Consider the following 13,309-nt stretch of genomic DNA (forward strand, 5'->3'; position numbering starts at 1 on the left):
ACCTCTGCCAGCCTTGATCCGGATCATCCGCGACGAGTGCGCCTCAGCCAGTCGAGTACCGGCGGGAATACCCGCGAGCGCGACGGACAGTCCGGCGTGGCGAGCAACTGCGGGAGCAGATAGCCGACTTCCGCCTCGCCGGTGGTGCAAGGTGTCGCCATCGGTTCTTGCAGGTATTCGTCTTCCCAGTAGGGCAACCGCTCCGCCGTATGCATAGGGTTATCTCCTCAGAGGTCCAGGACCAGCGGCTTCACGCCGCCTTCGTCTTGCGCCGGCACCGCGCAGCAGATCAGCACCGAGCCGGGCTCGGGCATTTCCGCCGGCGGCACCGGGTAGTGCACCTGGCCGCTGAGCAGCCGCGTCTTGCAGGTGCCGCAGGAGCCGCCACGGCAGCTGAAATCGGGGTTCAGGCCACGGCTTTCGGCCAGCTCCAGCAGGCTGCCGCCGTCCGGTTGCCAGCGCGCTTCCTTGGCTGAAGCAGAGAAGTACACCGGCACCGGGACGCTCGCCGCCGGGGGCTGCGGCGGTGTGGCGAGGTGCGTCTGGTCGCTGCGCCGCAGGGTCGAGGGGCCGAAGGTTTCGGCGTGGATGCGCGCGTCGGCGATGTTCAGCGCGCGCAGGCCGTCGTAGAGCGACTGGGTGAATTCCCCCGGGCCGCACAGGTAGAAGTCGTAGTCGTCCAGCGGCAGGTGGGCCTTGATCGCGGCGATCTCCAGGCGCCCGGCGAGTTCGTAGTCGCGGCCTGCGACCGCATCGTCGTCCGGAACACTCAGCGCACGCAGGACCTGCAGCCGATCCGGGCAACCCTGGCGCAGCGCGTCGACTTCCTCGCGGAACGGCAGCTGGCGCAGATTGCGTGCGGACTGGAACAGGTGGATGCGCCGCTCGCCGCCTTGCGCCACCAGCTCGCGCAGCATCGACAGCAGCGGGGTGATGCCGACGCCCGCACCAATCAGCACCACCGGGCGGCTGGAATCGTCGGCCAGGGTGAAGCGGCCGGTGGGCGCGCGAACCTGCAGGCGGTCGCCGACCCGCACCTGCTCGTGCAGGTGGCGCGAGGCCAGGCCCTGGGCCTTGACGCTGATGCGCAGCTCACCGTCCGAGGGTGCGCTGGAAAGGCTGTAGGTACGCACCAGCGCCTGCTCGCCGATCTGCAGGCGCATGGGCAGGTGCTGCCCCGGCGCGAAGCTCACCGGCGTGTCGTCACTGGGTTGCAGGTAGAAGGAGCGGATCGCCTCGCTTTCCTGTTCCACGCGCACCACCCGCCATTCCTGCCACTGTTGGCGCTGTTCGCGGCTGGCCAGCTTGGCGTCGGCCTCGGCCCAGGTGCCGGTCATCAGGCTGGTCGGCGCGTAGTCCTGGAAATCCCAGCGGATCGACAGCGCGCCGGGGCGCAGCACGGCCTGCTGCACGTCGAGGGTCCAGATGCGTTCGGCGCCTTCGAAGGCGGTTATCAGCGGGCTGTCGAACAGCAGCTCGGTGCGCCCGTAGACCTGCAGCACATCGCCGCTGGCGAAGTCGACGAAGAGCAGCCCGGCCTGCGGATTGCTCCTGAGGTTGCCCAGGGTGTTGAAGTGCAGGTTGCCGGCGTAGTCGGGGATGGTCAGGCGGTTGCCCTCGACGCGGACGAAGCCGGGGCGGCCACCGCGATGGGAGACGTCCACCGAACGTTGCCCGTCCTCGTGCTCGACGTAGCTGGCGACGAAGAAGGTGTCGGCGTTGCGGATTCTTTGCGCCAGTGCCTCGTCCAGCGCGGTGAAGTCCTGACGCGCCGAGCGCTGGCTGGCCGGGCGTTCGTCGCGATGCCATTCGCGGCGCTGGATGTACTGCGGGCAGTTGCCGAAGGACTGCTCGACCGCGACAGCCAAATGCCCCTCGTCGGCCTGCTGCAGGATGCCGTTCATGCGGTTGCGCCGCCGGGTGTGCAGCTCGATGCCCAGCAGGCCGATGGCGTTGCCCGGCTGCAGGCCGCTGGCGGCGGGGTCTTGCGCGTCGGGTGCGGTTTCCAGCAGCAGGCGTTTCGGATCGGGCGAGGTGACGAAGCCTTCCGGCCCTTCGAGCAGCGTTGCCCACGGGCGGCCCTGCTCATCCACCGCGCCGGCGATGATGAACGGCAACTGGTGATAGAACTCGCGGTGCTGGTCGGGCATGTAGTCGCGGATCACCTTCTGGCCGAAGACTTCCATGCGTTCGGCCACGCCGACCCGTTCCTGGATCGCGCGTTCACCGGCATGCCAGGGCGAGTGGCGGTGCTTGGGAAGATGCTCCATGGCGGACACCTCGCGGGGAGGCTGCCGGGCGGCCCCGGCAGCGGGCGAATGGACTCAGATGGCCAGCAGGCCGGCGGCGGTGCGCTGCATCGGCACGAAGCCGGGCAGGGCCTCGATGCGTGCCAGCCAGGCGCGCAGGTGCGGGTAGTCCTGCAGCGATACGTTGCCTTCCGGCGCGTGGGCGATATAGGTGTAGTTGGCGATGTCGGCGATGGTCGCGCTGTCGCCGGCGAGGAAGGGCGACTTCGCCAGCTCGCTTTCCATCACCTGGAACAGCGCATGGGCGCGGGCGAGGACTTCCTCGGCGTTGAAGCGCGCGCCGAACACCGTGATCAGCCGCGCGGCGGCCGGGCCGAAGGCAAGCTGGCCGGCGGCCACTGACAGCCAGCGCTGCACCCGGGCGGCGCCCAGCGGGTCTTCCGGCAGCCAGCGGCCGTTGCCGTATTTCTTCGCCAGGTAGACGAGGATGGCGTTCGAGTCACTGACGACGGTGCCGTTGTCGTCGATCACCGGGACCTGGCCGAAGGTGTTCAGGGCGAGGAATTCGGGGTGCTTGTGCGCGCCCTTGGCGAGATCGACGAAGACCAGTTCGGTGGGTTGCTGCAGCAGCGCGAGCAGCAGCTCGACGCGGTGCGCGTGACCGGACAGCGGGTGGCGATACAGCTTGATGGCGTGCGACATGCGAGTGACTCCGTGGCAAGTGGGGGAAGGCAGCGCCGAGTCAGTGTCTCGCGCTGATGGGACCATGCTGCGCCCACCGGCGTTTTCGCAGAATCGCCAGGGCCGGCAATCCAGCGTTTCAGAAATCGCAAGAATGTCAGCCGCGCAGGGCTGGATGGGCGCGCAGGCGCGGCACCACGAAGTCGAGGAAGGTGCGCACGCGGGCGGCGGCGCGGCGGCCCTCGCGGTAGATCAGCTGGGCGGGCAGGGCGGGGCCGGCGAAGTCTTGCAGCAGTGCTTCGAGCTGCCCGCTACGCAGTTCCTGATGCGCCTCGTGGCTGAGGCAGCGGGCCAGCCCCTGGCCCAGGGTCGCGGCGCGGATCGCCGCCTGGACCGTGCTGCAGGTCAGGCGAGGCGCGAGGCGCACTGAACGGGCCGCTTCCTGCTGGCGGAAGCGCCATTCGCTGCTGGCGTGGACGGCACTCACGGCGATGCACTGGTGCGCCTTGAGCGCGTCGAGCGTCGTCGGTCGCCCGTGGCGTGCCAGGTAGTCCGGGGCGGCGCAGACGACGGGCGTCACCTGGCCGACCGGCAGGGCGAAGCCGGAGGAGTCGGGCAGGTGGCCGATCACCAGGGCCACGTCGATGCCGTCCTCCAGCAGCCGCGGTGGTTCCTCGTGGACCTGCAGGCGCAGGCGCACCTCGGGGAAGGCGGCGAGGTAGTCGAGGGCTATGGGGGCGAAGACCTGATCGGCCATCAGCAGCGGCACCGAGACCGTCAGCTGCCCGGCCGGGTGCGCGTGCAGGCCGGCGGCCGAACTTTCCGCCTCGGCGAGCGCCAGGAGTATCTGCCGGCAGCTCGCGGCGAAAGCTTCCCCGCTGTCACTCAGGCTGACCCCGCGCGGGCCGCGCAGCAGCAACTCGCAGCCCAGGCGTGTTTCCAGCGCGGCGACGACGCGCATCACCGTCGCCGTGGACAGCGCCAGCAGCCGCGCACCGGCGGCCAGGCTGCCAGCGCGCGCCACGGCATCGAACACCTGCATTTCGCGAAAGCGGTCCAAGGACTACTCCCGCGCGGCCAGGCGTAGCGCCGGGTCGTTGCGCAGGCGCTCGGCGCAATACTCGATGAAGGCGCGAACCTTGGCCGAGGCCCGCGCGCCGCCCGGCTGCAGCAGGTGGATGGGGAGCGGGGCGATGGAGAAGGCGTCGAGGACGATCTCCAGCTCACCGCGGGCGACGGCGTCGGCGACCTGGTAGGACAGCACGCGGGTGAAGCCCCAGCCCAGCTTCGCCGCATGGATGGCGGCGTTGTTCGAGGTGACCACGAAGCGTGCCTGTGGACGCAGGGTGACGGCGCCGTCCGCTGTGACGAACTGCCAGTCGGTGAGCAGGGTGCTGGAGGCGGACATCACCACCGGCGCGTCGAGCAGGTCGGTGGGGGTGGCCGGGCGGCCGACCTTGTCGAGAAAGGCCGGGGCGGCGCAGATGACCGGGCGGATCTCGCCGACCTTCAGCGCGTTCATCTCGCCCTCCGGCAAATGGCCGATGCGCACGGCGACGTCGACACCTTCGTCGATGAGGTTCACCAGGCGGTCCACCAGCAGCGCGTGCACCGACACCTCGGCATGGGCGGCGAGGAACTCGGCGATCAGCGGCACCATGTACAGCTCGCCGAACAGCACCGGCGCGGTCACCGTCAGGTTGCCACGCGGCCGTAGGGCACTGCCGGCGGCCAGTTCCTCGGCTTCCTCCAGCTCCTGCAGGATGCGTCGGCAATCCTCGGCGTAGCGCCGGCCCGCTTCGGTCAGGCGCACGCTGCGGGTGCTGCGCGCCAGCAACAGGGTGCCCAGGCGCTCCTCCAGCGCGGCGATGGCGCGGGTCACGCTGGGCGGCGACAGGCCCAATTGCTTCGCCCCGCCGGCGAAGCTTTCCGCCTCGGCCACCGCCAGCAGCACCTTCATTTCCTGGAACCTGTCCATGCCTCACCACTTCGCGCCGTGAACTCTTCGGGATGCCGGGGAACATAGTTGGTCCTTGGCATCCCGCCAATCTCCGGCGGCGGGCGATTCGGCAAATCGCTCGTCATTTCTGACCGGCACGGACAGATAACGCACCCCGCGGACAGAATGCGCAGCCATTTGGCTTTGCCGGCGTCCTGTCATATTCGATAGCGGATCGCCACCGAAAGTAGCCCGCTCAATCCGCATTTCCATCGACGAGGCTACACCGTGCTACATCGAGTTCTCTGCTGTTCGCTGTCCGTTCTCAGCCTGTCCATCGCTACCGCCCAGGCCACCGAGACCTACACCCTCGATACCCCGCGCCTGACCGGCATCGACAACTTCCGCGACGTGGCCGGCACTACCACCGCGTACACCACCCGCAACGACGGCACCATGCGTGCGGGCGTGTTCTACCGCTCCAACGCGCTGACCCCGTCGGCCGCCGACCTGGCCACGCTGAACACCCTGGGCATCAAGGAAGTCTTCGACCTGCGCACCGCCAGCGAGATCGCGTCTACGCCCGACACCCTGCCCAGCGGGGCGAGCTACCAGAACATCGACATCATTGGCAGCGCCACCTCCGGAGCCGACATCACCAATATCTCCGTCACCAGCGCCGCCCAGGCGATCGAGATGATGGAACAGACCAACCGCTCCTTCGTCAGCGATGCCGGGATGCGCAGCCAGTTCGCCACGCTGTTCAACGAGCTGGCATCGGCCGACGGCGCGGCGCTGTTCCACTGCACCGCCGGCAAGGACCGCACCGGCTGGACCGCCGCCGTGCTGCTGAGTATCGCCGGGGTGGACAGCGCGACCATCATGTCCGACTACCTGGCCACCAACGAATACACCGCCGCCCGCGTTGCCGCGACCCTGGCGCAGATGCCGCCGAGCATGGCGGCTATCTACGCGCCGCTGCTCGGCGTGCAGGCCAGCTACCTGCAGGCCGGCCTGGACCAGGTGGTTGCCGAGTACGGCAGCATGGACAACTACCTCAAGGAAGGCCTGGGCCTGTCCCAGGAAACCCTCTACGTGCTGCGCGGCAAGATGGTCTACTACAGCAGCCTGCCTGGCACCGCCGGCCTTTCCGGCAACGCCGCCGCCGGCGCGCAACTGTTGCTGCAACTGCAGAACAGCAGCCTCTCGGGCAACTACACGGCGTACAACTACTACCTGCAATCGGCCATCGACGCCGGCACCCTCGGCGGCGTGGAATCCACCGTCGGTGGCCAGGTGCACGCCGACGCCGCCAGCTACCTGCTGCGCCAGGACGCGCTGATCGACCGCGCTGCCGCCCCCTATACCAGCGGCGCCGACCTGAAGACCGGCCAGCGCCGCCTGTGGACCACCACCCTGGCCGGCTACCAGGGCAACGACGGCTCGTCCCAGGCCGCAAGCAGCAACGAGCACACCCAGGGCACCATGATCGGCCTGACCCAGCGCTTCTCCGACCAGCCCACCCCCCCCGCCGGTTTCGGCTACAGCCGTGGCAGCGTGGGCGGGGCGGGTGGCGAGGTGGACACCGACCTGACCTTCCTCCGCGCGGGCGCGCGCTTCGCCCCGGATAGCCTGGAGCAGGGCCTGTTCGTCGACGCCGACCTCAGCGCCGGCTGGCTCGACTACGACAGCAAGCGCGAACTGGGCGGCGGCCTCGGCACGGCCAAGGGCGACAGCCACGGCACACTTAGCGGCGGCAGCGCGTCGCTGGGCTATCGCATCCCGGTGAAGGACGCGATCCTCGAACCGAGCCTGGGCGTGCGCATCAGCCACCTGGACCTGTCCGGCTTCCAGGAGAAGGGCAGCGAGCTGGCGCTGGATGTCGACGGCATCGAGCAAACCCGCCGCAGCGCCATCGCCAACCTGAAGGTGAGCTTCATGCCGGTCGCACTGAGCGGCGGCTGGCAGCTGGTGCCGGGCATCGACCTGGGCTATGACCACGCGCTGGGCGACTACAAGGTCAACAGCGACGGCCACCTGCTGGGCCTGGACGTAGCCCAGCGTGCGGCCTTCGACAACCGCGACCAGGTCAGCGCCGCGGTCAACGCCATGGCCAGCCTCGGCGACCTGAGCGTGGGTGCGGAAGTCGGCGCCCTCGGCGGCAGCGGCAGCCACGGCTACAGCGGCAGCCTCAAGGCCAGCTACCAGTTCTGATCGACCACGTCGCCCGATCCGCCGGCATCCCCACGGCGGATCGGGCGGGTTTCGGCAAGGGCGCGCTGCCTCACCGGCAGCGCGCCTTTGTCGTTTGGGCTACGCGCGGCCCTTGCGCAGGTCCGCCGGGCTGACCCCGTAGGCGCTCTGGAAGTACTGGCAGAAGCGCCCCAGGTTGCTGAAACCCAGGCCCAGCGAGATATCGCGGATGGACTGCGGCGAGTCCTCCAGCAGCGCGGCGTGCGCCCGCTCCAGGCGCACCTGGCGCTGGTAGGCGACGATGGAGCTGCCCATGAAGCGGCGGAAACCCTCCTGCAACGCGCGCAGGCTGACATTGGTCAGTTCGGCCAGCTCGGTGCCGCTGATGAGCGCCTCGGGATGCGCCTGGATGTACTCCACGGCCCGCCGCACATGGCGCGGCGCGATCATCGGGCCCGGTCGCCGGAGGGCCTCGCTGTAGTTGTGCGGCCAGTTCTCCAGCACGGCGTCGACCAGCATCTCCTGCAGACGCGCGGGCATCAGCGCGCTGGATTTGATCAGCAGGTCGAACTCCGAGCCGGTGGCCATGCCGATGAGCGCCTTGATGCCCTGGAAGGCTTCCACCTTGAGGTCGACCACGGGCTGGAAGCGCATCTTGTGCACCACCGGCTTGCCCAGCAGCGTCGAGAGCCGCCGGGCGAAGAGGGCGCGGCGCACCGATATCCCGTGCTGCGCGTGGCCATCGACGAAGCTCGCCGAGCGCACCGAGGATTTCTCGATCGCCAGGCCAACCGTCGGCACCCCGACGGTCTCGCTCGCCTGGTTGAAGACGATCTTGCCGGCGGTGGGGAAGACGAAAGTGATCTCGTCGTCCTGGTCGGGCATGGCGGTGGTGAAGTCGCCGCGAAAGCTCAGGCGGCGGAAGCTCAGGCCGTCGTGGCGGCCGTAGACCCCGGCGATGGCGACCTTGCGCTCCGGACGCGGCAACCCCGAATAGAGGGGGCCGAACATCCGTGTGAAGAGGGCACCGAACTCGTCAGCGTCCATGTCTTCGGAGCGGATCAGGAATGGCGTGCGCGAAGAGCCCGAGTCCAGCTTCATGTCCAGTCTTCCATCCGGCGCGGTGGCGGCCTGCCCAGGGCGTTGCGAGCAGATTGTGGGCGCGCAATCTAGCAGCCGTGGATGACAGCACTATGATGCAACGGCTGGATGAAAGGTCGTGGCCGCGGGCGCGCGGCGCTTGCACGCGGCTCGGGCCGGTTGATAGCCTTCCCGGCCAGGAAAACCGCCAGGTCTGGGTATGTCGGTCAGGGTTGTAGAAGCACAAGAAGTCGATCAGCAGCGCATTGCGATTCCCGGTTGGGAACAGCAGTACACGCAGATGTCCGCGGGGCGTTTCGCCGGACGGATCCTGCATGCCGAGGTCGAGGGCATCGAGCTCTTCGAGGAGCAGATGAACCTGCGCGTGGAGCAGGAGTTCCACGCGCCGCCCGGGGCCCTGGTGTTCAGCTTCGACATGTCCGACAACACCCTCTACCTGCTCGACGGCGAGACCCGCAACGCCTGGGTCACCCCGGAGAACTACCGCGAGGTGGCGGTGGTGATCAAGCAAGCAGGGCAGTGGGGCCAGGCGCTCGACTCCTTCGCCGACCTGGTGCTCACGCCGCTGCGCTCCGACCACTGCAGCCAGGTCGCGACCTCGCTCAGCAACCTGCTCACCGGCGCCCACGGCGAGCAGCAGGCCATGGATGCGCCCGGCATCGCGCAAGGCATCGTGTCCAACTGCTTCTCCCTGCTCTGCGAAGCGCCGCCCAGCGACGCCCAGCGTTCGCGCTCCATCGTCCAGGCCAAGCGCGTGGTGCAGCGAGTCAAGGAGGTGGTGAACGATTGTCCCGAGGAAAACCTTGGCATGACCGAGCTGGCCGCAAAAGCCGGCGTCTCGCCGCGCAGCCTGCAGCAATCCTTCCTGCGCTACGCGGGCATCCCGCCCATCGTCTGGCTGCGCAACCGCCGCCTGAACGCCGCCCGCCGCGACCTGCTCAACGCCGCCGAGACCGGCATGAGCGTGGCCGATGTGGCGATGAAGTGGTCGTTCTGGCACCTGGGGCGGTTCTCCCAGTCGTACTACGCGCTGTTCGGCGAGTACCCGAAGGCGACCATCAAGCAGGGCGGTCGGTCCTGAGGCCCCACGCCTAACCTCGATGCCCCGGTAGGAGCGGATCTCATCCGCGAACGGCATGGCACGGCGTTTCCTTGTAGGAGCGGCCCATGGCCGCGATCGCGCGCATGGCGCGCTCCTACAGGGGCATTGGCGCGGGGATTTTCGCGGACAAGGTCCGCTTGTATGGCGTTAGGGTAGGAACCTGTCGGGGTGTGGAGGGACAAGATCCGCTTCTGCAAGCCAGACGGTAGGAGACTTCCCCCACCCACCCGCTCACGACAAGCGCCGATAAGGAATCCATCGGATTGAGTAGCCGCTCAAACCGACAATACCGGCAAGCCTGCGCCAATGTGAGCTCCCGACAGGTTGGACCATCTTCACTGTCGGAGAACCCCATGACAAGCCAAGTTCCGGTTATCGGTATCGATGTCGCCAAGGAGTCGCTGAGCCTCTGCGATACACGCTCGGGCGAGGTATTCGAACTGGCCAATGACGTCCGCACTATCAAGGCCTGGCTGAAAACCCTTCCTCCCTGCTGCGCCATCGCGATCGAAGCGACCAGCACCTATCACATGGATGTTGCGACCCTGGCGCATGCGCGGGGACATCGGATCTACGTCATCAATGGCTTTCGCCTGAGCAACTACCGCAAGGGGATTGGTGGGCGAAACAAGGATGATCGCAGCGATGCCCTGCTGCTGGCCCGTTACCTGACCCACGAACAAGCGCAACTGGAGCCTTGGCAGCCGCCGAGCAAGGCCTACTGCCGCCTGCAGACACTGCTGCATCGGCGTGCTGCACTGGTCCGTAGCGCCATCTCGTTGCGCCAGAGCTTTTCCCAGGATCGCTCCTTGGCCAAGGCGCTAAAGCCTGTTCTCAAGCAAATGGCCACACTGGAGTCACGCCTGGAGAAAGAGATTCAACAGGCGCTGCGAGAGGCTGGCCTAATGGAGCAAAGCAAGCGCTGCCAGGCCATCGAAGGGATCGGACCGCTGACGGCAGCGGCCCTGAACCTGGCATTTCTGCGGGGACGTTTTCGCAATAGCGATGCCTTCATCGCCTTTATCGGATTGGATGTGCGGCTCAAGGAGTCCGGCCGCTATAGCGGCCGACGAAAGCTGACCAAGCAAGGGGACCCTGAAATCCGTCGGCTGCTCCACAACGCGGCCATGGCGGCAGCGCGCACGCAGCGCTGGCAGGCCCTTTACCAAAGCTACCTGGCGCGCGGCCTGAAGAAGATCGAGGCCCTGACTATCCTCGCCCGCAAATTAGCCCGAATTGCCTTTGCCCTGATGCAATCCCAGACCAGCTACCAGCCTCCAAAGCAGGAGCCGTCATTGACATAGAATCTCCTACAGGATGACGCCGAACCCTCAGTGCATGCCGAACAGCCCCCTCTCCCTTCAGGGAGAGGGTTGGGGAGGGGGAACGGGGTCCCCTCGCAACGCCACTACATCCCAGAAGCACCATCTGCCCTTCGTAGGAGCGAGCTTGCTCGCGAACCGCACGGCACGGTGTTTCCTTGTAGGAGCGGCCCATGGCCGCGATCGCGCGCATGGCGCGGCTCCTACAGGGGTATCGGCGCGCGGAAAAAAAAGCCCCCATGAAGGGGGCTGAAGTAGTGCTACCGCATTCAGTGCTTAGCCGATGATTTCGCGCATCCGGTACCAGGCCATGCCCAGCGCCAGCAGCGGCGAGCGCAGCAGTTTGCCGCCGGGGAAGGTCAGGTGCGGGACGGCGCCGAACAGGTCCAGGCCCTTGCTCTGGCCGTGGTGGATGGCCTCGGCGAGGAGCTTGGCCGACCAGTGCGTGACGTTCAGCCCGTGCCCCGAGTAGCCCTGGGCGAAGTACACGTTCGGGTGCGCCTTGAGCCGTCCTACCTGCGGGAAACGGTTGGCGGTGATGCCGATCATGCCGCCCCACTGGTAGTCGATCCGCACGTTTTCCAGCTGCGGGAAAACCTTGAGCACCCTCGGCCGCATGTAGGCGCCAATGTCCTTCGGGTCGCGGCCGGAGTAGTGGCAGGCGCCGCCGAACAGCAGGCGGCGGTCGGCCGTCAGGCGGTAGTAGTCGAGCCCCACCTTCTGGTCGCACATCGCCATGTTCTGCGGGATCAGCTTTGCCGCGACCGCTTCGGACAGCGGCTCGGTGGCCACCACGTAGCTGCCGGCCGGGAGCACCTTGCCGGTCAGCTTCGGTTCGAGTTCATCCAGGTGCGCGTTGCAGCCGAGCACCAGGTTGTTCGCGAACACGCGGCCTTGCGCGCAATGGACGACCGCCGTCTTGCCGTGCTCGATGCGCAGCACCGGGCTCTGCTCGAAGACCTGCGCGCCGAAGCTTGCCGCGGCGCGGGCCTCGCCCTTCACCAGGTCCAGCGGGTGCAGGTGCCCCGAGCCCATGTCGATCAGGCCGCCGGCGTATTGGTCGCTGGCCACCACTTCGTGCATCCGCTCGGGCGGCACGAGTTGGGTCTGGTGCGGATAGCCAGCGGCATCGAGCGCCGCCTTTTCCTCGACCATCGCGGCGTACTGCGCGGGGGTATTCGCCAGATCGCAGTAGCCCCAGCGCAGGTCGCAGTCGATGTTCAGCTCGCGGATGCGCCCGGCGACCAGGGCCACCGAGTCCACACCGGCTTGTTCCAGATAGCGAACCCCTTCCTCGCCGACGTACTTGGCGAAGCCGCTGACGTCGTGGCCGATGCCGCGGATCAGTTGCCCGCCGTTGCGCCCGCTGGCGCCCCAGCCGATACGCCGGGCCTCCAGCAGCACCACGGAGTGGCCGCGCTGGGCCAGCTCCAGTGCGGTGTTGACGCCGGTCAGCCCGCCGCCGATCACGCAGATGTCCGCGCGAACGTCCCCCGCGAGCGAGGGGTACTGCTGTTTGTCGCGGGCGGTGGCGGCGTAGTAGGACGCGGCGTGCTCGTCGGAGTGAGTCATGGGTCGTTCTCGAGTCATTGGTTGAACTTGATCTTGCTCCAGCTGCGGGTCATCAGGCGCATGATCTTGGGCGGCGGCGCCTTGGCGATGTACAGCTTGTCGAGCACGGCCTGGCTCGGATAGACCTCGGGGTTGTTCTGCATTTCCGGGTCGAGCAGGGCCTTGGCGTCAGCGTTGGCGCTGGGGTAGCCGACGTACTGGCTGATCCCGGCGATCACCTTGGGCTCCAGGATGTAGTTGATGAACGCCAGCGCCTGGTCCGGGTTCTTCGCATCGGAGGGAATGGCCATCAGGTCGAACCAGAGGTTCGCGCCTTCCTTGGGAATGGCGTAGGCGATCTGGATGCCGTTCTTGGCTTCCTTGGCCCGCGCGGCCGCCTGGAACACGTCGCCGGAGTAGCCGAAGGCCACGCAGATGTTGCCGTTGGCCAGGTCCGAGATGTACTTCGAGGAGTGGAAGTAGGTCACGTACGGGCGCAGCTGCAGCAGCTTGGCCTCGGCCTTCTCATAGTCGGCCGGGTTGGTGCTGTTGGGGTCCAGGCCCAGGTAGTTGAGCACCGAGGGGATCAGCTCGTCGGCGGAGTCCATGAAGGCGACGCCGCACTGGTTGAGCTTCTTCAGGTTCTCCGGCTCGAACATCACCGCCCAGGAGTCGATGTGGTCGACGCCCAGCACCTGCTTGACCTTCTCGACGTTGTAGCCGATGCCGTTGGTGCCCCACAGGTAGGGCACCGAGTGCTTGTTGCCCGGGTCGTTCTGCTCGAGCAGCTTGAGCAGTTTCGGGTCCAGGTGGTTCCAGTTCGGCAGCTTGCTGCGGTCGAGCTCCAGGAACACCCCGGCCTGCACCTGGCGGGTCAGGAAGTGGTTGGAGGGCACGACCACGTCGTAGCCGGAACGGCCGGCCAGCAGCTTGCCTTCCAGGGTCTCGTTGGAATCGAAGACGTCGTAGACCGGCTTGATCCCGGTGGTCTTCTGGAACCCGGCGAGGGTGTCCGGCGCGATGTAGTCGGTCCAGTTGTAGACGCTGACCGTCGGTTCAGCGTGGGCGCTTACAGCCAGTAGCGGGGCCAGCGTGGCCAGGGCGAAGGGCGCAAGGGTGCGCAGCAGTCTCATTTCGACTCCTGAATTGTTGTTGTGAATGGCGCGGTAGG

The 13,309-nt window shown here is 67.4% G+C and carries 11 protein-coding genes; 3 read left to right on the forward strand and 8 right to left on the reverse strand.

The window, feature by feature from the left end; genetic code table 11:
- Positions 1 to 23: 23 nt before the first annotated feature.
- From PKB_RS11375 to PKB_RS11395, 5 genes are all read right to left on the reverse strand, one after another.
- Complete coding sequence (locus PKB_RS11375) at positions 24 to 215, reverse strand: hypothetical protein (RefSeq protein WP_043251797.1); 192 nt, start codon at positions 213 to 215, stop codon at positions 24 to 26.
- A gap of 12 nt (positions 216 to 227) precedes the next feature.
- Complete coding sequence (locus PKB_RS11380) at positions 228 to 2,270, reverse strand: pyridoxamine 5'-phosphate oxidase family protein (RefSeq protein WP_043251799.1); 2,043 nt, start codon at positions 2,268 to 2,270, stop codon at positions 228 to 230.
- Positions 2,271 to 2,324: 54 nt separating this feature from the next.
- Positions 2,325 to 2,951, reverse strand: coding sequence for a glutathione S-transferase family protein (locus tag PKB_RS11385; protein ID WP_043251801.1), 627 nt, complete (start codon positions 2,949 to 2,951; stop codon positions 2,325 to 2,327).
- A 136-nt stretch (positions 2,952 to 3,087) separates the two neighbouring features.
- The gene (locus PKB_RS11390) at positions 3,088 to 3,990 is read right to left on the reverse strand and encodes a LysR family transcriptional regulator (protein WP_043251802.1); all 903 of its coding nucleotides are present in this window, start codon (positions 3,988 to 3,990) and stop codon (positions 3,088 to 3,090) included.
- Between the two features lie 3 nt (positions 3,991 to 3,993).
- Entirely contained in the window at positions 3,994 to 4,908 is a 915-nt protein-coding gene (locus tag PKB_RS11395) for a LysR family transcriptional regulator (RefSeq protein ID WP_043251804.1), read from the reverse strand.
- A gap of 249 nt (positions 4,909 to 5,157) precedes the next feature.
- Between PKB_RS11395 and PKB_RS11400 the strand changes: the two genes are divergently transcribed.
- Complete coding sequence (locus PKB_RS11400; protein WP_043251806.1) at positions 5,158 to 7,083, forward strand: tyrosine-protein phosphatase; 1,926 nt, start codon at positions 5,158 to 5,160, stop codon at positions 7,081 to 7,083.
- 99 nt (positions 7,084 to 7,182) lie between these two features.
- On the opposite strand, the gene PKB_RS11405 is transcribed toward PKB_RS11400, so the two are convergent.
- Complete coding sequence (locus PKB_RS11405) at positions 7,183 to 8,163, reverse strand: AraC family transcriptional regulator (RefSeq protein ID WP_242411219.1); 981 nt, start codon at positions 8,161 to 8,163, stop codon at positions 7,183 to 7,185.
- A 199-nt stretch (positions 8,164 to 8,362) separates the two neighbouring features.
- Between PKB_RS11405 and PKB_RS11410 the strand changes: the two genes are divergently transcribed.
- Both PKB_RS11410 and PKB_RS11415 read left to right on the forward strand, forming a co-directional pair.
- Entirely contained in the window at positions 8,363 to 9,244 is an 882-nt protein-coding gene (locus tag PKB_RS11410; RefSeq protein ID WP_043251809.1) for a helix-turn-helix domain-containing protein, read from the forward strand.
- 374 nt (positions 9,245 to 9,618) lie between these two features.
- The gene (locus tag PKB_RS11415; RefSeq protein ID WP_043248478.1) at positions 9,619 to 10,569 is read left to right on the forward strand and encodes an IS110 family transposase; all 951 of its coding nucleotides are present in this window, start codon (positions 9,619 to 9,621) and stop codon (positions 10,567 to 10,569) included.
- Positions 10,570 to 10,863: 294 nt separating this feature from the next.
- Here the strand turns inward: PKB_RS11415 and PKB_RS11420 are convergent, their stop codons facing one another.
- Together PKB_RS11420 and PKB_RS11425 are read right to left on the reverse strand one after the other, a co-directional pair.
- Complete coding sequence (locus PKB_RS11420; RefSeq protein ID WP_043251811.1) at positions 10,864 to 12,159, reverse strand: NAD(P)/FAD-dependent oxidoreductase; 1,296 nt, start codon at positions 12,157 to 12,159, stop codon at positions 10,864 to 10,866.
- A gap of 14 nt (positions 12,160 to 12,173) precedes the next feature.
- Positions 12,174 to 13,271, reverse strand: coding sequence for a polyamine ABC transporter substrate-binding protein (locus PKB_RS11425; protein WP_043251813.1), 1,098 nt, complete (start codon positions 13,269 to 13,271; stop codon positions 12,174 to 12,176).
- Positions 13,272 to 13,309 lie beyond the last annotated feature (38 nt).

The organism is Pseudomonas knackmussii B13 (genome assembly GCF_000689415.1).
Lineage (GTDB): Bacteria > Pseudomonadota > Gammaproteobacteria > Pseudomonadales > Pseudomonadaceae > Pseudomonas > Pseudomonas knackmussii.

Bases quoted from the DNA above. Each gene is read 5' to 3' on its own strand.
- PKB_RS11375 (WP_043251797.1), bottom strand. From the start codon at position 215: ATGCATACGGCGGAGCGGTTGCCCTACTGGGAAGACGAATACCTGCAA.
- PKB_RS11405 (WP_242411219.1), bottom strand. From the start codon at position 8,163: ATGAAGCTGGACTCGGGCTCTTCGCGCACGCCATTCCTGATCCGCTCC.
- PKB_RS11410 (WP_043251809.1), top strand. From the start codon at position 8,363: ATGTCGGTCAGGGTTGTAGAAGCACAAGAAGTCGATCAGCAGCGCATT.
- PKB_RS11395 (WP_043251804.1), bottom strand. From the start codon at position 4,908: ATGGACAGGTTCCAGGAAATGAAGGTGCTGCTGGCGGTGGCCGAGGCG.
- PKB_RS11425 (WP_043251813.1), bottom strand. From the start codon at position 13,271: ATGAGACTGCTGCGCACCCTTGCGCCCTTCGCCCTGGCCACGCTGGCC.
- PKB_RS11420 (WP_043251811.1), bottom strand. From the start codon at position 12,159: ATGACTCACTCCGACGAGCACGCCGCGTCCTACTACGCCGCCACCGCC.
- PKB_RS11380 (WP_043251799.1), bottom strand. From the start codon at position 2,270: ATGGAGCATCTTCCCAAGCACCGCCACTCGCCCTGGCATGCCGGTGAA.
- PKB_RS11385 (WP_043251801.1), bottom strand. From the start codon at position 2,951: ATGTCGCACGCCATCAAGCTGTATCGCCACCCGCTGTCCGGTCACGCG.
- PKB_RS11415 (WP_043248478.1), top strand. From the start codon at position 9,619: ATGACAAGCCAAGTTCCGGTTATCGGTATCGATGTCGCCAAGGAGTCG.